We start from the raw sequence: 21,189 nt of genomic DNA, 5'->3' as shown, positions 1-21,189 counted from the left end.
TTGTCAATCTGAACTTGTTTCAGATTCTAAAAATAGATTCCGAAATCAAAGATTCTACGAAGTTAAATAAATTCGGACTCGAGGCAAAGCCTAACAGAGTTTAGCTAATGACAAAACATAAAAAAAGCGGCTTTTAAGCCGCTTTTTTGTTAATATAAACTTGGATATTTTGTTGGATTTACTTCGTTCATTATAGCGTAAACCTTTTCAAAAATGTCTTCTACGCTTGGTTTTGAGAAGTAATCACCATCGGTTCCATACGCTGGTCGGTGTGCTTTAGAAGCTAATGTTTGTGGTTCGCTATCTAAATGTTTGTATGCTTTTTGGTTTTCTACAATTTCTTGTAAAATATAAGCACTTGCGCCACCAGGAACGTCTTCGTCAATTACTAATAAACGATTAGTTTTAGCAATACTCTTTACAATATCATGATGAATATCGAAAGGTAAAAGCGATTGAATATCTATTACTTCTGCGCTAATTCCAAAAGATTCTAATTCGTTTGCCGCTTGTTCTACTAAACGTAATGTAGAACCATAAGAAACTAACGTAATATCAGAACCTTCTTTTATGGTTTCGACTACTCCAATAGGGGTTTTGAATTCACCTAAATTCGTTGGCATTTTTTCTTTTAAACGGTAACCATTTAAACACTCAACGATTAATGCAGGTTCGTCTGCTTCTAGTAAAGTGTTATAGAAACCAGCAGCTTTAGTCATATTTCTAGGAACTAAAACATGAATACCGCGAACTGCATTGATAATCATTCCCATTGGCGAACCAGAATGCCAAATTCCCTCTAAACGATGTCCGCGTGTACGAATAATTAGAGGAGCTTTTTGTCTTCCATTCGTTCTATATTGTAGCGTAGCTAAATCGTCACTCATGATTTGAATAGCATACAACAAATAATCCAAATATTGAATTTCTGCAATTGGACGAAGTCCGCGCATTGCCATTCCAATACCTTGACCTAAAATGGTAGCTTCACGAATTCCAGCATCAGAAACTCTTAATTCGCCATATTTTTCTTGCATTCCTTCTAAACCTTGGTTTACGTCACCAATGTTTCCTGAATCTTCACCAAAAATTAAAGCTTCAGGATATTTTGAGAAAATTGCATCAAAATTGTCGCGAATTACCAAACGAGCGTCAACATCTTCAGCAGTATTGTCATATTGTGGTTTTACTTCTTCAATTGAAGTAACATTTTTGTTTGATTCTGAGAATAAATGCGAACTAAACTTTGGTTGAACTTTAGTGAAATAACCTTTAATCCAACTAGCTAATTGACCTTTTCCGTTTTCTTGAACAATTAAACGTAAAACTTTACGAGCATTTGTAATAATATCTTTGCGAATAGGTTCTTTTATAGAAGCTAAATCATTAGCATATTTTTCAATAAAAACTTTATTTGGACTTGTAGCTGCAATTGAATTTAATAAACCAACTAACTCTTGTTGTTCCGCTTTAATTGGAGCAGTAAATGCTGTCCAAGCTGCTTTTTTACCTTCTAAAACCTCTTTTTTAGAGTTGCTGTCAATTTCGTTTAATTCTTCTTCGGTTGCGATGTTGTTGGCTAGCATCCATTCCTTCATTTTTGCAATACAATCAAATTCTGTTTCCCATTCTAAACGTTCTTTGCTTTTGTAACGTTCATGACTTCCAGAAGTTGAATGTCCTTGGGGTTGCGTTAATTCTTGAACGTGAATTAAAACAGGTATATGTTCATTACGAGCAATATCAGAAGCTTTTTGATAAGTTTCAACTAAAGCAGGGTAATCCCAACCTTTAACACGAAGAATTTCGTATCCGTTAGTATCTTCATCGCGTTGGAAACCTTTTAAAATTTCCGAAATATTTTCTTTTGTAGTTTGATGACGTGCGTGAACCGAAATTCCATATTCATCATCCCAAACACTCATTACCATTGGTACTTGTAAAACACCAGCAGCATTTATCGTTTCAAAAAATAAACCTTCAGAAGTAGATGCGTTACCAATAGTTCCCCAAGCGACTTCGTTTCCTTTATTTGAAAAATTTGTAAAAGTTTCTAAGCCTTTTACGTTTCTAAATATTTTTGAAGCTTGTGCTAATCCTAACAAACGTGGCATTTGTCCTGCAGTAGGAGAGATGTCGGCACTTGAGTTTTTTTGTTGTGTAAGGTTTTTCCAATTCCCATTTTCATCCAAACTGTGCGTTGCAAAGTGTCCACCCATTTGGCGTCCAGCACTCATGGGATCAAAATTTATATCAGTATGACCGTATAAACCAGCAAAAAACTGCTCGATGTTCATAGCGCCAATTGCCATCATAAAAGTTTGGTCACGGTAATAACCCGAACGGAAATCACCATTTTTGAAAGCTTTAGCCATTGCTAATTGCGGAACTTCTTTTCCGTCTCCAAAAATACCGAATTTAGCTTTTCCTGTAAGTACTTCTCTACGTCCAAGTAAACTACATTCTCTACTTACAACCGCAATTTTGTAATCATTGATTACTTCTTTTTTAAAATCTTCAAAAGACAAAACTCCTGTTTCTGTGGCTTTATTCATAAATAAAAGAATTGAATTGTCACAAATATAATAAATTGGAGAGTAAAATACAACCTAAGAAGACTTGATTTTTTAATTATTATCAAAAATTCAAAGAATAAAATACAGATATTTCATTGTGACCTTGTTAAAATATATTTTTATTGAATTATTGTTAGTAATATCATCAAAATTATATTAAAACCATTTTCTAGTAAATAAAGAAATAAGTGTTTTGGGAGTTAGTGTAACAACAAAACGAACTTTTTCGCCATAATTTGGTTCTTTCAACTCAAATCCATTTGAAGAATATACAGGGAAAAAGAGCTCAAAATAATCGGGTACAAGATTTAAATGAAAACCACTGTCATAAACAAATTTTGATTTTGAATACTCATTTTTAAAAAGTCCCACATCGCCATAGACTTGAATCCAATTCCAAATATTAAAAGCCGCATTAGTGGTAACCATCCATTGGTTTGCATATCTAGTGTCAAACATCGATTTAAAGCCACCTTCGGCATATATGTATTGTTGGCTATAAATTCCTGTTGTTTCACTACGTCCTAATAAATCGTGTTCGAATAAATAATCTGTTGGTCGATCTAATCCAAAACTAAAAAAATCAGATTTTGTATCTCGATATAAAAATGTTCCAGCAAAAAAGCGGAGAGTTATTTGACGATTGTTTTCAAATAATTTACGATAATGCACTTCACCTGATAACTTTCCAAAAGAATTTGCTACTTGTAAATCTGTTAAAAAGCTATAATGTTTCGTTCCTTCCGATTGATAATTTCCATATTTAGCATCAAAAACGGTATAGTTTTCAGTGTTTTGTTCAAGAATATAAGGCGAATTTTCTCGGTTAATGTATAATTGTTTTAGTTGGATAAATTCAGATTTGTTGACTCTGAAATTTGGATCTCTAAAAAAGAACTGAATAATGGGACTGAAATTTGTATAGCGAGCTTCGGGCGCATAATGAAACTGACTTCCTTTTACTATATATCTTACTTTGTATAATTTTCCTTCGGTACGCACATTACTGTCATACATAAAAGTAAATTTACCTACGGCACTTTGTGTGTTAGAAGAATAAAATGGTGTAGCGCTAAATGTAAATGGTTTATTTAATAGTGATTTATTGTTAATATTCATGCCGAATGCAAGTCCATCATAAATATTGAATTCAAATTCGGGCACATAAAAAAGTTGACTATAATAAGGCTCTTCTAAGTCTCTATAAAAGTTAAATTTTAAAGGACGATTATTAGAGAAAAATCCTTTTAATGATTTCCAGTTGTTGCGTAAATTATACTCGGGAATTTCATTAAAATAGTTTAAAGTTAATTTATCGGCTTCATTTCTTGGGAAAACCAAAGTAGTATCAGTTTTTATATTTTCAATCCACTCTTGATGTACAATACTATCTTTTTTTAGTTGATAAAAAGAGATAGGAACATTCGTTTTTGTTTTGTTAATAATGTTTACTTCAACTGTATCGTCATTCTTTTTTACTTTACCAAATCGGAAGTCTATTAACTCTCTAGAATTCACTAAAGTATCAAAGAACCAATCTATTTTTTTGGGACTGTTTTTAGTTAAAATGTATTTTAATTCATATTGGTTACAAGCGCAATTGCTATTGTTTTCGATAAGTTCTTTTATCGAATTTTCTACAATATTATTTCCTAAATAGCTGTCTAAATATTTGAAGTTTAATCCAGAACGATATTTATTTGCAATCTTTTCATTGAATTTTATTAATCTATTTTTAGGTTCACCAACAGCTTGATCTAAGTTTTTTCGAGCCATTAGCATATATAAATAATTGTATTGTTGGTTAAAGTCAATATTTACAGCATTATATGACTTTAAAATTTTGAGTTTAGAAATGTTACCCATCATTTTCATATCAGGATAATTTTCTTCTATATATTGCATTAAAACATATACTTGAATGCCATCGTAAATCCAATTATCTTTTCTTAAATTCAAATGTAAATTTGCTTTTAAGTAATTGTTTAAATACGTTTTTAAAAATTTAATTTCGTATAAAAAATCGTCAGGAAAAGGGCTTAAAAAAGCAGGTAATTGATTTAATCCGTAAAATGGATTTTTATCATAATCTTCTTCGGTAACCAAAATCTTAGAAACGCTTGAATTTCCTAGTTTTTCATGAACAAAGCGCGTTAATTTATCTACGGCTAAAACTTTTTGTAAATCGCTTATTCTATCTGATTTTAAACTACTTGAAACTTCAATTAGTTCATTTTTATATTTTGTAAATTCATTTTCTTTAGAAATAACTAAAGTAGCATCTAAAAATTTTTCGCCTTCTAATACAAAATGATTTCCTTCATTTTCAGTAATTGGAAGATTTGAATTTAAATAATAATTATTAGGTAAAGTAAGATTAATTTTAAAATCGGAAAGAGCGTTAGTTTGGTCGTCTATATTCTCATTTGGATAAGCAATAAACCCTTTGTTTTCATAACGAGCAGGAGCAATAAGCCAGTCTTTTAAATACAATTTAGTATCACCATTAAATCCATAGCGGGTAAATTTCTCATTCGGAATTTTAACTAAATAAGTAATCGTAAATTTTCTATAAGTAAATGGAAAGATCGGATTGTCTAATTTTAAATTGATGATTTCAATGTTTTTTTCATCTCTTTCCCAATTTAAATTGGTAAAACTTTCGTCTGTCCAAGCCTTAATTTCAGTATAACCTCTATCTTTTTCAGTTGCTAAATGAAACGAACGAATGAATTCATCCGAAAAGCGTTTTGCAATTGCTGATTTTTTGGAAGAAAAAGCATTATTCCAATCTTGAAATTTTATAAGACTTAATTCATCTGACGAACTATTAAAATACAAAACTTCTTGCTTAATTTTTACAATATGATTCTCAATATCAACCGTTGCAGTGATATTTTGCTGATGATTTTGGCCTAATGAAATTAAGCAAAAAAATATAGTATTTTAAAAAGGTGCTTCAATTATGCTTTTTATTAAAGATTACAAGTTTAGTAAAAAGTTGCTTAAGAAAAACTTAAAACTTGATTAATGTCCATATTTTTTTACAAATTGAAGCATATATGTTAATTATTTGCTAGTACAGGAAGGTTAATAGTTTTAATTAATTAAATTTGATTCTAATTATTATTGCAATGACCCAAAAATTACTTAACCTTTTAATTTTATTATCTTGTACTTTTTCATTTTCTCAAACTATAGTTATAAATGAGATTGATGCAGATAATCCTAGTTCAGATACTAAAGAATTTATCGAATTAAGATCAATGACACCAAACTTCTCTTTGGATGGATATGTTATTGTTTTATACAATGAAGGAACTGTAGCAAGTTATAATGCATTTGATTTAGATGGATATACAACAGATGCGAATGGAATTGTTCATTTTGGAAATTCTGCGGTAGTTCCATCACCCAGTATCATTTTATCGTCTAATTATTTTCAAAATGGTCCAGATGTTGCTGCTTTGTATATGGGGAGTTCTTTAGATTTTCCTTACGGTACGGCACCTACAACTGTAAATCTAGTAGATGCAATTGCTTATTCAAGCAGTAATACCACTACAGCAACTAATTTAATGTCGGCTTTAAATATCACAGTTAGTACACCTGATATAGAGACATCAACATCAACATCTAAATCAATTCAAAGAAAAAATGATGGAACTTATGAGGTAAAAATACCTACACCCGGTGTTCCTAATGACGGAAGTGGAATTGTATTTAATTATTTAACAGTAACTACTTCTCAAACTTCCTATAATGAAGGGGATAGTTTTAATATAACGTTTACTACTAGTCAACCTGTAGAGAATGAGACGTTAATTATGAATTTTTCTTTAACGAATGGAAATTTTTCTGTTGGAGATTTTGGAGGAGGAACAACTGTTTCAATTCCAGTAGGACAAACAACAGGTCAAACAGCAATTACTATATATAATGATGGTTCAGATGAAGGTGATGAAGAAGCTTTGTTTCAATTTGCTGCTTTGCCTTCAGGTTATTTAGCTAATAACGATAACTTTATAATCAGAGTTTATGATGTTAACTTTTCTACTGATCCTTGGGGAACTCCATTAAATCCTACCTATGGAGATTGTACACCTCAAATTCCAGCGGGTTATTATGATAACTTAAACGGATTATCTGGTCCAACTCTTAAACAAGCAATTCAAGATATTATTGCAGATCCTGCTGAAGTTCGCTTACAAAGTTATGCTGATATTTGGGATATATTAAAAGAAGCAGATAGAAATCCAGAAAATAATAACCAGGTTTGGACGATTTATCGTGAAGAACCAATGGCTAAACTAGACCAACAAAATACTAGTAGTATTGTGGGTAAATGGAACAGAGAACATATTTTTTGTCAGTCGAGAGGTGGTTTTGAAGTAGCTCTAGGCGATACTGCAGATGGCATAAATGTTTGGAATTCAACAGGACCAAATAGTACTAGTGATGGAGTTTCGGATGCGCACCATATTAGAGCAGTAAACGGACAAGAAAATTCTTCTAGAAATAATAAAAACTATGGTGAAGTTGCAACAGGAACTGTTTATGCTGGGCCAACAGGAACACAAGGTTCTTGGAAAGGCGATGTTGCTCGTGCTTTATTTTATATGGCAGTTCGTTTTAACGGATTAAATGTAGTAAATGGAGATCCAAGCGAATATATGGCTGATGGAGTAACTCCATCTGGAGAAATTGGCGATTTGGCTACTTTGTTGAATTGGAATACTCAAGATCCTGCAGATGATTATGAAATGAATAGAAATAACGTTATTTACAATTGGCAACACAATAGAAATCCTTTTATCGATATGCCGTTATTAGCAGATTATGTTTTTGGTTCTCATTATGGAGATGAATGGAATAATGCTTTAGTAAACGAATCATTTACTACTTCTTCTATTAAAGTGTATCCAAATCCAACAACTAATTATTTAGTAATAGACGGATTTACTGGAAATATTCAAGTTGAAATTTATAATATTACGGGACAAAAAGTTTTGGAACAAACAATTTTTGGAACAGCACAAATCCATTTTAATTTAGAAGCGGGTATTTACTACGTAAAATCGAAAAATGCTGTGGGTAGTTCATTAAATAAAGTTATAGTGAAATAAAATTCATGAAGAAGTTAATTGTAGTAGTACATTTTATATCAATTTCTTTTTTTGGTTTTTCTCAAACTAGCGAATGGGAAGAAGCAAAAAAATATCAAGAAAATTTAAACGAAGAATACAAAGATTCTCTCCATAGTCCATTATTAACGGAAGATTTAAAGACTTTTGAATCATTAGATTTTTATCCTATTTCAAATGATTTTATTGTAGAAGCAACTTTTGTAAAAGCTAAAAAGGAAAAGCCTTTTGGCATGAAAACTTCTACTAGTAGAACTCCATTGTATAAAAAGTATGGAACGCTTCATTTTGAAATAAAAGGTAAAAAGTGTGTTTTAAATGTCTATCAAAATTTAGAACTCATCAAAAGACCGGGCTTTAAAGATTATTTGTTTTTACCTTTTTCAGATACTACAAATGGCAAAGAAACTTACATTGGCGGAAGATATTTAGACATGAGAATTCCAACGGAAAATAAAGTAATTGTAAATTTTAATAAAGCCTACAATCCTTATTGTGCTTATAATTACAAGTATTCTTGTCCTATTGTTCCTTTAGAAAATGATTTAGATATTGCTATTGAAGCGGGTGTTAAAAAATTTCACGACTAATTGAATTACATTAATTTACATACACATAGTTTTAAAAATCAGGAAACTATTTTGGAAGTTGTCAACCAATATCCTTGGGAGTTTTCCGGTGCAATTCCGCAGTATTCTATTGGAATTCATCCTTGGTATTTCAATCAAGAACGATTGTCTGGCGATTTAGATATTATTGCTAATAAGTTACACGAAACGAATTGTTTAGCTTTAGGCGAATGTGGTTTAGATAAGCGAATTGAAATTCCTTTAAATGAACAAATTGAAGTTTTTCAACAACAATTAGAATTGGTACAAAAAACAACTAAACCTATTATTTTACATTGTGTTGCAGCTTACCAAGAAGTTATTGCTATCAAGAAAGAAATGAATATCGAAAACCCAATAATAATTCACGGATTTTCTAAAAACGAACAAGTTGCCAAATCATTACTAGACAACCATTTTTATTTATCATTTGGGAAATACTTATTACGAAATCCTGATTTAGAAAAGGTTTTTAAATTTGTACCCAATGATATGTTTTTTTTAGAAACAGATACTATAGAGGAAACTATTGAGCAAGTTTATGAAAAAGCGGCTTCTATAAAAGAAATGCCTTTAGATTTGCTAAAAAAACAAGTTCATGGTAACTTTGCAAAAGTTTTTAACCAAAACAAATAAACTAAAAATAAATAAACGGTAATTAGGTATGGCAAAATGGCAAGAGCGTGCAGAGCTTTTATTTAGACCAGAAGGGTTAGAAAAACTAACCAATGCAAATGTTATGGTTGTAGGTCTAGGTGGTGTAGGAAGTTTTGCTGCTGAGTTTTTGGCTCGAGCAGGTGTAGGAAAAATGACAATTGTAGATGGCGATGTGGTCGATATTACAAATGTGAATCGTCAGTTACCGGCATTACATTCAACTGTAGGAAAACCAAAGGTAGAAATTGTAGGAGATCGTTTAATGGATATTAATCCAGAACTAAAGTTAACTCGTTTAGAAGAATTTTTATCGCCTGAGCGTGCTTTTGAATTAATTTCTGATGACTATAATTACGTTTTAGATTGTATCGATAGTTTAACACCAAAATTAAACTTAATTATTGCCGCAAAACGCAAACGAGTTAAGATTATTAGTAATATGGGAGCAGGAGGGAAGTTCCTTTCTGAAAAAGTAAAAGTTAGAGACATTAGTAAAACCGAATACTGTCCGTTAGCGAAACAAGTTCGTAGAAGATTGAAAAAAGAAGGAATTAGCGGCGGTGTAAAAGTGGTATATTCTGATGAAAGACCAGATTATGATAGCGTTAAAATGACAGATGGAACCAACTTTAAAAAGTCGTTTTATGGGACTAACAGTTGGATGCCCGCATTATTTGGTTTACATGCTGCTCAAACTGTGGTAATGCACATTATAGAAAGAAAAGTAAAATGATAAGTGGATATATAAAAAAATGGCTGTTTTTTAAACAGCCATTTTTTTTAATGACTCAAAGTCCATATGATTGCTTTTTCTTTAGTAGCCCTAAAGATAGTACTGTGCGATTCTTTTGGTTCATCGGAATATTTCCAAATCAAATTTGCATTTTCTTCTGTTTTAAATATTTCTTGAAGTTTTTGTGTGTAAGTAAATATGTCTGTAGCACTCGAACCTGCAAACCATAAACGTTTTTTAGTTTTAGGTAAATCTTTTAAATTATCTTTAGCAGTTCTTACCAAATAATGATTGTTCCACCATAACGAAGGGTCAAAAGCAATGTAATTATCAAATAGTTCAGGTGTTAAAAAAAATGTTTCCATCACAAATAGACCTGATAAAGATTCTCCTATAATGCTTTTCTCATTTGTTGTACTGTACCTTTTACTTATTTCAGGTATAAGCTCGTTTCTTATGAATTTTCTGAAATTTTCTGAACCACCCACAATAGGTGCAACTTCTTTGTCTTTTTCGACTTCAGTAAATCCAGTTAAATCTCGTCTTCTTTCCGTGTTTTCAATCCCAACAAGAAGTAAAGGTTTGATTTTTTTTTCTTGAATTAATTTTGATAATGTATTTGCAATATGTGGAAAGTCTTCTTTAATTCCTCCATCAGCCATATACATTACAGGTAAAGAATCAATGTCTTTATTATAGTTTATTGGTTTCCAAACATTAATTACTCTATCTTCATTAACAAAATTAGATTTTATTATAAAAGTATCATGCTGTGGAATTGAATCGTTTTGTTGTGAAATATTAGAACAACTTAATAAAAAGCCAATTAATAAACTATAGAGAAAAATTTTCATTATTTTATTATTGTATCGAATCTGTCGAAGTTTTTAAACTATCGTTTTCTTCTTGCTCCATCACAGGTTTTGAAACCGCAATATAAAGTTCCGTTACCGAATTTGCTGGAGTTTTAGTATCAATATTTTTGTAAACTTCTAAATAAGGAATTGAAGATTTTTCTTTATACGAACTCTTTTCTACCGACTTTTTAGCTTCTGCCCAAAGTTTGTCTTTATAAGTCCAATTTCCTTTTAATGTACCTTTTAAAGCAAAATACTCGTTTAATTTTCCTGAAGTAAAAGAAGTTTCACTTGATGTAACTACTTCTTCTTCAATTGGGAAACAAGTTTCAATTACTGCTTTGTCTTTAGTAATTTGGTGGAAAATAGTAAACGGTTCTGCTTTAGTGTGTAATGCATTATCTTTTATAAAACTTTTCAGTCTGTTGATATTGCTCAATATTGTAGATTCAACTTTTGCTGAAGTAATAGAATCTTTAATACTAATGTAATTTGTTTCGTGTTTGGTCACAAAACTATTAATTGTAATGGTATGCTGATTAAAAGTTGAAGTTAAGTTTTCTTTGATGTTTTGTAACGATTTTTCAATTTGCGAACCGTACATATTTTCAGCGCCGCCATTTAAAAAAGCTAAAAGTTTAGCTTTAAAATTTAGTTTGCCTTCAAGTTTCCAAACAATTTCGGTTTGTTCCTTTTTCTGATTCAAGAATTTAATTTGACTTGTAGCATCAAAATCTTCATAGGTAATTTCAAAATCAATAGAATCTTTAGCATGAACATTACTTTTTGAAATTTTGTTTAAAGGCGATCTTTCCCAAAAAACGGAAGTACTATCTGCTTTAAAACTTGTTTGTGTTTCTTTAAAACCAAGAAACCAATTGGGCCAACTCTTAACGTCTGCCACATAATCATAAACCTGTTCTTTGTTGTTTGAAATAGTGTACGATTTAGAAAAAGCAAAGTTATTAGGTTGTGTAGCTATAAATACAAATGCGGCTACGCAAATTAAGAGTAATAGAAGAAATAAATACTTTGCAATTTTCATTGGGGCATAAGAGATTTCTCTCAAAAATACATTTTTTATTTAAAAAATTCAAAAATATAATAAAAAGTTATTTTAATCTTTTATAAAGATTTTTATAACAAATAGTAAAGCAATGAAAGAAAGAAAACCAATTAAAATTAAATACGTTTTATTGTACTGATTTTTCATTTCTTTTAAATCTTTCTTGTAAACAAAAATCATGGCAATAATGAAGACGATTACAAAAAATATGGCAAAATATAATTGACCTGTTGAAAACATGCTGATAAATTTTATACAAAAGTAATTATTGAAGTTTGTATAAATGTTATTTTTAGTAAAAATTATTACGATTATGCAAAAACAATTAAATGCTGTAAGATTGTTTCACGAAACCTATGGTTTAGGCGTTAGCGAAGACATGAAAGCCGATTTAGGCGCTTTAAAAAATGAACTTCGTTTTAACTTAATGAAAGAAGAAAATGAAGAATATTTAGAAGCGGTTCAAAATAATGATTTGGTTGAAATTGCAGATGCACTGGGCGATATGTTATATATTTTATGTGGAACAATTTTAGAACACGGCTTACAACATAAAATAGAAGAAGTTTTTGACGAAATTCAACGTTCTAATATGAGTAAACTTGGCGAAGATGGAAAGCCTATTTACCGCGAAGATGGTAAAGTAATGAAAGGACCGAATTACTTTAAACCAAATTTTGAAGAGATTTTGAAGTAAAATAGTTTTTAAAAACAAAAAGCGCGGAAATTTTTTCCGCGCTTTTTGTTTTTTAGAGGCACGGATTATAAATCCGCGCTATCGGGATAAATAAAAAAAGGTACAATTAAAAAAATTGTACCTAAAGATAAACTTAACAATTTATTTATTATATAGTTTATTAAGTATTTATTAGAAAGTAAAGTTGATAAACTTATTAAGTTAATTTTTAATGAATTTTATAATATAATTTTTACTTTTCAGAAAGTAAATTCCATTACTCAAAAAGGAAACATCAATTTTATTACCTTCTAATTTATAACTATTTATACTTCTACCTAAACTATCGAAAATCTCTATTTCTTCTATACCTAAATTACTTTCTACGTAAAGAATTTGACTTGTTGGGTTAGGAAAAACTGAAATTCTATCATTTTGGAAACTTTCAGAACTTAAAACATTTCCATTGTATCTAGCTATAGCTATATCATTACCTGTGTACCCAACTGCAATAATTTTATCATCTGATTGAATTGCCATATCAAAAGCTTCATTAGTTGTATTAGTTCCAAAAGTAGTTGTTACTTTACCTGAAGTCCCAAATGAACTATCCACCGTGTAATCAGAATTTACTCTAGCTAAGCCAAATGTTGAACTACTAACTGAAGCAACACTTGATCCTACTAATACAATCTTTCCTGCACTATCAACACCTGTACCATAAATAATATCTTTATTTAATGTAGCAAAATTAAATGATGCTTTACCCTGAGCTGTAGAACCAGTAGCGTTATATAAGCCTAAAAAGAAATCATATTGCAAATCTGTTAAATAACCACCACCTGCAAATAAAAAGCTATCATCTGAATTTAAAATCATCGAAAATGATTTATCATCACCGTTAAAGCCTCCATTAGTTACGATAACACCATCCGTCGAAAAAGAAGTGTCTAAAGTACCATTACTATTTAATCTACATCCATAGTGATTAGCACTCCATGATAAACCTTGTTGGTTTATCCAACCCACTGCAGAAATTTTGCCATTTGATTTTATTGCTAAGTCTTCAATAACATAATAATAAGTACCATTACCTGATGCATTTGGCAATAATACTTTACCTGTTGAATTAAAAGTATTATCCAAAGCACCTGAAGAATTATATCTTACAATGACAGCCTGAGAATTAGTTGAAGTAACAGATGACGTTCCTCCTACAACAATATTCCCAGTTAGTTGATGAATTTTAACAACCTTAATTTCATCTGCACGACCTGTTATAAAATCTGTAAAAACTTTTCCTGAACTTCCAAATGTAGTATCTAAAATACCATCGCTAGTTAATCTTACCAATGCTGCAACTTTATTAGACCCATCATCTGAATATCCAGCTAAAATAATTTTCCCATCTGATTGTATATCTACTGAATAAGCCACATCATCACTCCCTGTTTGCAAATCATAAGTAAAAATACCCCCATTAGCAAATGTTGAATCTAATGAACCATTTGAATTATACCTAATACAAACAAAATCTTTTCCAGTAATGCTACTAGTAGTCATACCTGCTACTATAATTTTACCATCTTGTTGTAATTTTATTGAATAAGCTATATCAGATCCATTATTTATAGATGTTACAACTTTACCGTTTGTACCAAAAGATAAATCCAATGAACCATCTTGAGAATAGGAATAAATAGAACTTATAAAAGCTCCAATAAGTAATAATTTTTTCATAATAAAACTTTAAATTAACTTGGTAGGGTAATTTTAATTTAACGGCTCAAATATACTAAATTTCTTTAACATATTAATTCATTATTAATAAAAATAAAAAAGGCTTCCATTTGGAAGCCTTTCATCTGTTTACTCTAAATCAAAGTACTGTAAACTATATTTTAACAGTCCAACCAAAAGTGTCGGGTTCTACTTTAGTTTGAATATTAGTCAATTTTTCTTTTAAATGTAATGCAAACGATTTTTCAAGTTTTGGTAACTCAAAATATTCATCTTTGTAACCAAAACCAGCAATTGGATTTACAACAGCAGCAGTTCCAGCTCCAAAAATTTCTTTTAACGAACCATCTTTAGCAGCTGCAATTAATTCTTCTACTAAAACCGATTTTACTTCTACATTTATATTTTCTCTTTTTGCTAATTCAATTAAACTTTTACGAGTAACACCATCAAGAATTCTTTCACTTGTTGGCGCTGTGTAAAGCGTATCGTTAATACGGAAGAAAACATTCATAGTTCCTGCTTCTTCTAGTTTTGTATGCGTAGCATCGTCCGTCCAAATAATTTGTTGGAATCCTTTTTCGTTAGCTAATTTTGTTGGGTAAAATTGCGCCGAATAGTTTCCAGCTGCTTTAGCTGCACCAATTCCTCCGTTTGCGGCTCTACTGTAATGATCTGCAATTACCACTTTTACTTCACCAGAGTAATAAGATTTTGCTGGCGATAAAATAATACAGAATCTGTAATTTAAAGAGGGCGATGCAATCACTCCAGAGCTTGTTGCAATCATAAAAGGGCGAATGTATAACGATTTTCCATTACCACGTTTTACCCAGTCTTTTTCTATTTGAAGTAATTTCTTTAAACCATCAATAAAAACGTCTTGCGGAACTTCAGGCATTGCTAAACGAACAGCACTTTTATTAAAACGCTCATAGTTTTGATCGGGTCTAAAAAGCCACACATCATCTTGCTCGTCTTTATAAGCTTTCATTCCTTCAAAAATTGCTTGACCGTAATGAAAAACTCTTGCCGATGGTTCTATAGTAAATGGAGCATACGCTTTAATTTCAGGAGTATTCCATTCTCCGTTTGTATAATCACAAACTAACATATGATCAGTAAAAACATTTCCAAAACTTAAGTTTTCAAAATCTATATCATTAATTTTAGAATGTTCTACTAAGTTAATTTTAATATCACTAAGAGTTTTGTTTTCCATTTAGTAATTGCATTAAAGGGTTGAGAGTTTCAAAAGTAAGCAAAAAAACAATAATTTTTATAACTTAAAATCAGATTTTATCAAACTATTTTAAGTTTTTCTGAGAATAGTAAAATTTTGGCTTAAAAATCAATTATTTAGTTAGTTTGGTGATATTTTTTTGCGAATTTCTTTTTTAGTAATCTAGATATAGATAATTTTACAAAATTATTTGAACTATAAAAAATAAAGACATGAAGAAACACATATTTGCTGTTGCGATTTTACTTAGCTTATTCAGTTGTAAAGATGTTAAAGTTGAAGAAACAACTCAAGAAGAAAAACCATTAGTAGAATATGCTACTTTTGGCGATTTAATTTCGGCTGACGGCGCTTTATCAAATGCAGAAATGATGGAGAAGTTTAATAACTTAAAAGAAGGCGATACAGTTGATGTAAAATTCCATTCTACAATTAACGAAGTTTGTCAAAAGAAAGGTTGTTGGATGACACTTGGTTTAGAAGGCGATAAACAAGCTTTTGTTAAGTTTAAAGATTACGGATTTTTCGTTCCAAAAAATGCTCAAGATAAAGATGTTGTGGTAAACGGAAAAGCTTTTGTTAGTGTAGTGAGTGTAGATGAGTTAAAACATTATGCAAAAGACGAAGGAAAATCTCAAGAAGCAATTGATAGTATTGTAGAGCCAAAAGTTACTTACTCTTTCATGGCTGATGGTGTTTTAATTGCGAAACAATAATGAAGCATTTTTTATATTTAGTAATCACTGCATTTGTTTTAGTTTCTTGTCAAAGTAAGAAAGAAGAAGCCAAAACTGAAGATAAAGCAGCTTGTGCATCAGATTCTACTAAAACCGAAGAAGGTTTCGATATGTATGAAATGAGTGAAATGGCGGCTTTAATGGAACAAATGTATGTAGACAATCAAAGATTAAAAGATAGAATCTTAAAAGGTGATACAATTGGTAAGTTTCCGCAACATTTTATGCGTATTCATGAAGCTGTTTTAACCGATGAAACCGATAAAGATCAGTTTTTTAATGAACAAGCTAAAAAGTTTATTGAAGCTCAGGAATTAATTTACAAAGATCCTGAAAATGCAAAAGAGCATTTCAATAACGGAATTGATGCTTGTATAAAATGTCATGAAGTTAAATGCGGCGGACCTATTCCGAAAATTAAGAAATTATACATTCAATAATTAGTAAAAAGTTTAAGAGCAATCTTAAACTTTTTTTTTAGTCAGTTCGAGTGATTTTCGTTAGAAAATAATATCGAGAACTTTTTTAAAATCGTATTTTCGATACAAAATTCTATAAGAATTTCACTCAAATTGACGATTTCAAAAAATATACAAATGTATCTTTGATAAAAAAATGTAAATGAATAGAAAAATTATAACCACAGAAGACGGTTCGGTAACCATTCATATAGAAGATTTAGACGAAAGTTATCATTCTAAACATGGTGCCATACAAGAAGCTTATCATGTTTTTATAAGAAGCGGACTCGATTTATTTTCAAATGAATTGGCGATTTTAGAAATTGGTTTTGGTACAGGTTTAAATGCTTTTATCACTTATTTAGAACATCTTAAGCGAGGTTTAAAGATAAAGTATGTTGGAGTAGAAGCTTTTCCTATTCAAGAAAATGAAGTAGTCCAACTTAACTATGTGGGACAGTTACAAGCTTTAGAATATAAGGAAGTTTTTAAAACAATGCATAAAATGCCTTGGAACCAAAACATGCAGCTTGATGAAACATTTGAATTCACGAAACGTCAACAGTTTTTTCAAGACATCAATGATGAAGCAGCTTTTGATTTAATATATTTTGATGCTTTTGGTTTTACAATACAACCCGAACTTTGGAGTGAAGCTATTTTTGAAAAAATGTATAAAGCATTACTACCAAAAGGAGTTTTAGTAACCTATGCTTGTAGAACGAGTATTAAAAATGCGATGTTGAAAGCAGGCTTTAAAATTGAAAAATTGCCTGGTGCGCCTGGTAAAAGAGAGATGTTGAGAGCTACCAAATTATAATTAACAAAATATTATATATCGAAAACGATTTCGTAAAAGTTTTTTTTATATTTTTACATAATGTTCTTATTTAGTCTAACCAATTTTGATTTAAGTTAAGTATGCCAAGATCGATGTATTCGTACACAAAATCTATACTTGAAAGAGTAAGTTTTGACCCCAAACTATTTTGTAAGGAACTTGAAAAAGCAGTAAGAAGTCTGTTACCTTATGAAATAGACCAATTGAGAGATTGGTTGTTACAGTTTACAGAAGAAAAACCTGAATTAAGGCAATGTATGATTTATATTAATTAATAAAAATAAAAGGAGCTATTTAAGCTCCTTTTTTATTTTGGACTAATAATTTCAACATCTTGAAAAGCAATTGCGCCTCTTACAACTCCATTAATGGTGCTTCTTAATGCTTCAATAATATGAATTTTTAGTTCGTTTTTAGGATAAATTAAGCTTACTTCTCGAGCTGGTTTTGGGTCTATAAAATGTCTCAATTTTGATTTACTTTTATCATTTAAATCGAGCGTGTGTAAATAGGGCAGTAGTGTTATTCCTAAGCCTTCATCTACTAATTTTATTAGCGTTTCAAAACTTCCACTTTCAATTTGGAAATGGTTTTCCGAAATAAATTTATTGTTCTTACAGATATTTAAAATTCCATTTCTAAAGCAATGACCGTCTTGTAAAAGTAAAATATGATCTGAGTCTAAATCGTTTATTTCTAATTCTTTTTTGAAGAAGCCTCATGATTTTCGTTCAAATAAGCGACAAAAGGCTCATAATACAACACAATTTCTTTTAAATTAACCTCATCAAGCGGAGTTGCTGCAATGGCACAGTCTAAATGACCATTTTTTAACTTTAGAATAATTTCTTCGGTAGTTAACTCTTCAATAATTAAATTGACTTTAGGATATTTATTAATGAAATTATTTAAAAACATCGGTAAAAGTGTAGGCGTTACAGTTGGAATTATTCCTACTCTAAATTCGCCACCAATATATCCTTTTTGCTGATCGACAATATCTTTAATTCTTCCAGCTTCGTTAACAATATTTTTGGCTTGCGTTACAATTTTTTCGCCAATATCTGTTAATGAAATGGGTTTCTTGCTTCTATCAAAATTAAAATATCTAATTCCTCTTCAAGTTTTTGTATTTGCATGCTCAAAGTAGGTTGCGTAACAAAACATTTTTCAGCAGCAAGCGTAAAATTTTTATGCTCGGCAACTGCTAAAACATAGTGAAGTTGAGTAATAGTCATAATAAATTATTTTGATGCAAATATAGTAACAATCAATTTGATTTATAATGATAAAAGTCAATGTTTATGTAATTTCGTGTTAATAAATTTAGACATCGAATAATAACTGTTGTATAAACAACCAAAAATAGATACAAATGAAAACAAACACAATTGGATTACCCGTAAAAGAAACAAACGAATTAATTGATAATTTAAATATATTGTTAGCTAATTTTCAAGTATATTACCAAAATTTGAGAGGTTTACACTGGAATATTAGAGGGAAAAGATTTTTTGATTTACACGTAAAATTTGAAGAATTGTATAATGATTCTCAACTTAAAATTGATATGATTGCAGAACGTATTTTAACTTTAGGTGGAGTTCCGTTACATACTTTTCAAGATTATATAGAACACAACAAGTTAAAAGTTGGTAAAAATATTAGTCAAGATGAAATTGCAGTTGGTTTAGTGGTGGAATCGTTAATTAATTTATTACCAATAGAAAGAGAAATATTGATTGCAGCTGGTACAATAGGGGATGAAGGAACCAATTCTATGATGAGTGACTTCATAAAAGAGCAAGAGAAAACTATTTGGATGTTGAAAGCTTGGTTAGAGCAAGAAATATAAATTATAAAATCCCTTTTAAGGGATTTTTTTATTGGTACCCAAAATTAATTGTCTAGAATTTCTATATTTGCTTACATGAAATGGGCAACAAAAATAGTTTTACTTTTATTTTTTCTTTTTTTGGCAACGCCAACAATTGTAAAATTTGTTGACAGTACCATTGATGTTTCCTATTTTTATAATATGGCCGAAGAGGAAGAAAATCATTCTTGTTTTAACGAAATAAAAATGGTTGCTTTTACAGTTTCTCAACTTGTTTTTAATTTTTCTATTATAAAGAAACCTATTTCAATTTTTTCGACAAAAAATATAGGTTTTAACTCAATATTAGTTACCATTTTTTTACCACCACCCGAGTTAGTTTAAAATTTAGTGATTATTAAATTTTAAATTAAATTCTTTTAAAAAATGTTTAGATATTTAAAAAACGATATTCCTGCAAGTATCGTTGTATTTTTTGTAGCATTACCTTTGTGTTTAGGTATTGCTTTAGCTAGTGATGCACCTCCACTTTCGGGGTTAATTGCAGGTATTATAGGGGGTATTGTAGTAGGAACCATTAGTAAATCAAAAATTGGGGTAAGTGGTCCGGCTGCTGGTTTAGCGGCTATTGTGGCTTCAGCCATTAGTTCATTAGGAAGTTTTGAAGTATTTCTTTCGGCTGTAGTTTTAGCGGGATTTATTCAAATTTTGTTCGGAATTATTAGAATGGGAGTTATTGGTTATTTCTTTCCAAATAGTGTTATAAAAGGAATGTTAACTGGAATAGGGATCATAATTATTTTAAAGCAAATTCCACATTTTTTTGGTTATGATGCCGAACCAGAAGGAGCCGATAGTTTTATTGAAAAAACTGGTGAAAATACATTTTCGGCTATTCTGCATATTTTAGATAATATTACTTTAGGTTCTTTTGTAATAGGAGTATTAGGATTGGTTATTATTCTTTTTTGGGACAATATTTTGTCTAAAAAGCATCATATTTTTAAGCTCATTCAAGGTTCGCTAGTTGCTGTTGTTATAGGTACAATTTTGCAAGTTATATTTAGTTCAAATGAAACATTAGTTATTGCCAATCAACATTTAGTACAAGTTCCTGTTCCTGATAGTTTAACGAATTATGTTGATTTTTTAAGTTTTCCCGATTTTAGTAAAGTTTTTACAAATGAGGTACTTGTTATTGCATTTACTTTAGCATTAGTTGCGAGTTTAGAAACACTTTTGAGTGTAGAAGCGACAGATAAATTGGACCCCGATAAAAACATAACGCCTACAAACAGAGAATTGTTTGCTCAAGGAATTGGTAATATAGCATCTGGTTTTATAGGAGGTTTGCCAATTACACAAGTAATAGTAAGAAGTTCGGCAAATGTTCAGTCAAATGCAAAAACTAAAATGTCGGCTATTTTGCATGGAGTTTTATTATTAGTTTCTGTGGTTACGATTCCTATATTGTTAAATCATATTCCAAAGTCGGTATTAGCTTCTATTTTAATTATTGTTGGTTTTAAATTGGCAAAACCCACTTTATTCAAAAAAATGTATCAATTAGGATGGACACAGTTTGTCCCTTTCATAGTAACGGTAATTGTAATTATTCTAAAAGATTTATTATGGGGAATTTTTACAGGGTTATTTATCGGAATTATAGTAATCTTGGTAAAAAGCTATCAAAATTCAATGTTTTTGAATAAACAAGAAGGAAACGGAAGTAATGTTGTGAAAATTCAATTAGCAGAAGAAATTACATTTTTAAACAAGGCTTCTGTGCAAAAAGAACTTTTCAAATTAAATCAAAACATCAAATTAGAATTGGATATCAGAAAAACAAGGTATTTAGATTATGATGTGGTTGAAATTCTAGAAGACTTTATTGTTCAAGCTAGAAATAAAAATATACACTTTCAATTAATCTCAGAAAGAGGTACATTCGACAATCCAAAAAGTATAGTAGAAATTTTAAAATTAAAAAAACAGTCAACAAACTAAATTATA

At 30.2% G+C, this 21,189-nt stretch carries 19 protein-coding genes and 1 pseudogene; 12 read left to right on the top strand and 8 right to left on the bottom strand.

The features are described from left to right. Positions 1-149: 149 nt before the first annotated feature. Positions 150-2,555 carry an alpha-ketoacid dehydrogenase subunit alpha/beta gene (locus tag GCU34_RS05610; protein WP_072785738.1) on the bottom strand — a complete coding sequence of 802 codons (2,406 nt, stop codon included), beginning with the start codon at positions 2,553-2,555 and terminating at the stop codon, positions 150-152. 177 nt (positions 2,556-2,732) lie between these two features. Continuing rightward, complete coding sequence (locus GCU34_RS05605; RefSeq protein WP_227658744.1) at positions 2,733-5,417, bottom strand: gluzincin family metallopeptidase; 2,685 nt, start codon at positions 5,415-5,417, stop codon at positions 2,733-2,735. 293 nt (positions 5,418-5,710) lie between these two features. Here GCU34_RS05605 and GCU34_RS05600 point away from each other — a divergent pair, with 293 nt between their 5' ends. From GCU34_RS05600 to GCU34_RS05585, 4 genes are read left to right on the top strand one after another with little or no spacing between them, the layout of a single operon-like run. Continuing rightward, the gene (locus tag GCU34_RS05600; protein WP_072785736.1) at positions 5,711-7,702 is read left to right on the top strand and encodes an endonuclease; all 1,992 of its coding nucleotides are present in this window, start codon (positions 5,711-5,713) and stop codon (positions 7,700-7,702) included. A 5-nt stretch (positions 7,703-7,707) separates the two neighbouring features. Further along, entirely contained in the window at positions 7,708-8,310 is a 603-nt protein-coding gene (locus GCU34_RS05595) for a DUF1684 domain-containing protein (RefSeq protein WP_072785735.1), read from the top strand. Continuing rightward, positions 8,311-8,964: a TatD family hydrolase gene (locus GCU34_RS05590; protein ID WP_072785733.1), complete on the top strand. Its 654-nt coding sequence runs from the start codon at positions 8,311-8,313 to the stop codon at positions 8,962-8,964. Between the two features lie 28 nt (positions 8,965-8,992). Beyond that, the gene (locus GCU34_RS05585; RefSeq protein WP_072785731.1) at positions 8,993-9,718 is read left to right on the top strand and encodes a tRNA threonylcarbamoyladenosine dehydratase; all 726 of its coding nucleotides are present in this window, start codon (positions 8,993-8,995) and stop codon (positions 9,716-9,718) included. A gap of 47 nt (positions 9,719-9,765) precedes the next feature. Here the strand turns inward: GCU34_RS05585 and GCU34_RS05580 are convergent, their stop codons facing one another. Genes GCU34_RS05580 through GCU34_RS05570 form a run of 3 tightly spaced genes read right to left on the bottom strand, consistent with a single transcriptional unit; the run spans position 9,766 to position 11,881 of the window. Beyond that, positions 9,766-10,572, bottom strand: a complete 807-nt coding sequence (locus GCU34_RS05580; protein ID WP_072785730.1) for an alpha/beta hydrolase — start codon at positions 10,570-10,572, stop codon at positions 9,766-9,768. A gap of 7 nt (positions 10,573-10,579) precedes the next feature. Next, the gene (locus GCU34_RS05575) at positions 10,580-11,644 is read right to left on the bottom strand and encodes an SRPBCC family protein (protein ID WP_143146242.1); all 1,065 of its coding nucleotides are present in this window, start codon (positions 11,642-11,644) and stop codon (positions 10,580-10,582) included. Positions 11,645-11,692: 48 nt separating this feature from the next. Further along, positions 11,693-11,881, bottom strand: a complete 189-nt coding sequence (locus tag GCU34_RS05570; RefSeq protein WP_072785726.1) for a hypothetical protein — start codon at positions 11,879-11,881, stop codon at positions 11,693-11,695. A 73-nt stretch (positions 11,882-11,954) separates the two neighbouring features. On the opposite strand from GCU34_RS05570, the gene GCU34_RS05565 reads away from it, so the two are divergent. Further along, the gene (locus GCU34_RS05565; protein WP_072785874.1) at positions 11,955-12,338 is read left to right on the top strand and encodes a pyrophosphohydrolase domain-containing protein; all 384 of its coding nucleotides are present in this window, start codon (positions 11,955-11,957) and stop codon (positions 12,336-12,338) included. Positions 12,339-12,539: 201 nt separating this feature from the next. Here GCU34_RS05565 and GCU34_RS05560 read toward each other — a convergent pair whose 3' ends face one another. Both GCU34_RS05560 and GCU34_RS05555 read right to left on the bottom strand, forming a co-directional pair. Then, positions 12,540-14,057: a T9SS type A sorting domain-containing protein gene (locus GCU34_RS05560; protein ID WP_072785724.1), complete on the bottom strand. Its 1,518-nt coding sequence runs from the start codon at positions 14,055-14,057 to the stop codon at positions 12,540-12,542. Positions 14,058-14,211: 154 nt separating this feature from the next. Beyond that, complete coding sequence (locus GCU34_RS05555; protein ID WP_072785723.1) at positions 14,212-15,279, bottom strand: branched-chain amino acid aminotransferase; 1,068 nt, start codon at positions 15,277-15,279, stop codon at positions 14,212-14,214. Between the two features lie 233 nt (positions 15,280-15,512). Between GCU34_RS05555 and GCU34_RS05550 the strand changes: the two genes are divergently transcribed. The 4 genes from GCU34_RS05550 to GCU34_RS13880 all read left to right on the top strand — a co-directional run bounded on the left by GCU34_RS05550 (position 15,513) and on the right by GCU34_RS13880 (position 17,614). After that, a complete protein-coding gene (locus tag GCU34_RS05550; RefSeq protein ID WP_072785721.1) occupies positions 15,513-16,016 on the top strand; it encodes a DUF4920 domain-containing protein in 504 nt (167 codons plus the stop codon). Beyond that, positions 16,016-16,477 carry a hypothetical protein gene (locus tag GCU34_RS05545; RefSeq protein ID WP_072785719.1) on the top strand — a complete coding sequence of 154 codons (462 nt, stop codon included), beginning with the start codon at positions 16,016-16,018 and terminating at the stop codon, positions 16,475-16,477. The genes GCU34_RS05550 and GCU34_RS05545 overlap by 1 nt, the downstream gene beginning before the upstream one ends. A 181-nt stretch (positions 16,478-16,658) precedes the next feature. Continuing rightward, a complete protein-coding gene (mnmD, locus tag GCU34_RS05540) occupies positions 16,659-17,318 on the top strand; it encodes a tRNA (5-methylaminomethyl-2-thiouridine)(34)-methyltransferase MnmD (RefSeq protein ID WP_072785717.1) in 660 nt (219 codons plus the stop codon). Between the two features lie 101 nt (positions 17,319-17,419). Beyond that, complete coding sequence (locus GCU34_RS13880) at positions 17,420-17,614, top strand: hypothetical protein (protein WP_072785715.1); 195 nt, start codon at positions 17,420-17,422, stop codon at positions 17,612-17,614. A gap of 32 nt (positions 17,615-17,646) precedes the next feature. On the opposite strand, the pseudogene GCU34_RS05530 reads toward GCU34_RS13880, so the two are convergent. Continuing rightward, positions 17,647-18,577: pseudogene (locus GCU34_RS05530) on the bottom strand (LysR substrate-binding domain-containing protein). A 137-nt stretch (positions 18,578-18,714) separates the two neighbouring features. Between GCU34_RS05530 and GCU34_RS05525 the strand changes: the two are divergent. From GCU34_RS05525 to GCU34_RS05515, 3 genes are read left to right on the top strand one after another with little or no spacing between them, the layout of a single operon-like run. Further along, positions 18,715-19,194, top strand: a complete 480-nt coding sequence (locus tag GCU34_RS05525) for a Dps family protein (protein ID WP_072785711.1) — start codon at positions 18,715-18,717, stop codon at positions 19,192-19,194. 48 nt (positions 19,195-19,242) lie between these two features. After that, a complete protein-coding gene (locus GCU34_RS05520; protein WP_143146241.1) occupies positions 19,243-19,560 on the top strand; it encodes a hypothetical protein in 318 nt (105 codons plus the stop codon). 42 nt (positions 19,561-19,602) lie between these two features. Beyond that, positions 19,603-21,183: a SulP family inorganic anion transporter gene (locus GCU34_RS05515; RefSeq protein ID WP_072785707.1), complete on the top strand. Its 1,581-nt coding sequence runs from the start codon at positions 19,603-19,605 to the stop codon at positions 21,181-21,183. Positions 21,184-21,189: the final 6 nt, after the last annotated feature.

The sequence above is a fragment of the Flavobacterium haoranii genome, assembly GCF_009363055.1.
Taxonomy (GTDB): Bacteria; Bacteroidota; Bacteroidia; order Flavobacteriales; family Flavobacteriaceae; genus Flavobacterium; species Flavobacterium haoranii.
Note: the sequence above shows the minus strand (reverse complement) of the source record. Positions and strands in the feature narration are given on the sequence as shown.

What these genes read in the sequence shown, in the direction of transcription:
- GCU34_RS05610 (WP_072785738.1), bottom strand. Translation starts at nt 2,555, where the DNA reads ATGAATAAAGCCACAGAAACAGGAGTTTTGTCTTTTGAAGATTTTAAA.
- GCU34_RS05600 (WP_072785736.1), top strand. Translation starts at nt 5,711, where the DNA reads ATGACCCAAAAATTACTTAACCTTTTAATTTTATTATCTTGTACTTTT.
- GCU34_RS05595 (WP_072785735.1), top strand. Translation starts at nt 7,708, where the DNA reads ATGAAGAAGTTAATTGTAGTAGTACATTTTATATCAATTTCTTTTTTT.
- GCU34_RS05585 (WP_072785731.1), top strand. Translation starts at nt 8,993, where the DNA reads ATGGCAAAATGGCAAGAGCGTGCAGAGCTTTTATTTAGACCAGAAGGG.
- GCU34_RS05580 (WP_072785730.1), bottom strand. Translation starts at nt 10,572, where the DNA reads ATGAAAATTTTTCTCTATAGTTTATTAATTGGCTTTTTATTAAGTTGT.
- GCU34_RS05570 (WP_072785726.1), bottom strand. Translation starts at nt 11,881, where the DNA reads ATGTTTTCAACAGGTCAATTATATTTTGCCATATTTTTTGTAATCGTC.
- GCU34_RS05565 (WP_072785874.1), top strand. Translation starts at nt 11,955, where the DNA reads ATGCAAAAACAATTAAATGCTGTAAGATTGTTTCACGAAACCTATGGT.
- GCU34_RS05560 (WP_072785724.1), bottom strand. Translation starts at nt 14,057, where the DNA reads ATGAAAAAATTATTACTTATTGGAGCTTTTATAAGTTCTATTTATTCC.
- GCU34_RS05555 (WP_072785723.1), bottom strand. Translation starts at nt 15,279, where the DNA reads ATGGAAAACAAAACTCTTAGTGATATTAAAATTAACTTAGTAGAACAT.
- GCU34_RS05550 (WP_072785721.1), top strand. Translation starts at nt 15,513, where the DNA reads ATGAAGAAACACATATTTGCTGTTGCGATTTTACTTAGCTTATTCAGT.
- GCU34_RS05545 (WP_072785719.1), top strand. Translation starts at nt 16,016, where the DNA reads ATGAAGCATTTTTTATATTTAGTAATCACTGCATTTGTTTTAGTTTCT.
- mnmD (WP_072785717.1), top strand. Translation starts at nt 16,659, where the DNA reads ATGAATAGAAAAATTATAACCACAGAAGACGGTTCGGTAACCATTCAT.
- GCU34_RS13880 (WP_072785715.1), top strand. Translation starts at nt 17,420, where the DNA reads ATGCCAAGATCGATGTATTCGTACACAAAATCTATACTTGAAAGAGTA.
- GCU34_RS05525 (WP_072785711.1), top strand. Translation starts at nt 18,715, where the DNA reads ATGAAAACAAACACAATTGGATTACCCGTAAAAGAAACAAACGAATTA.
- GCU34_RS05515 (WP_072785707.1), top strand. Translation starts at nt 19,603, where the DNA reads ATGTTTAGATATTTAAAAAACGATATTCCTGCAAGTATCGTTGTATTT.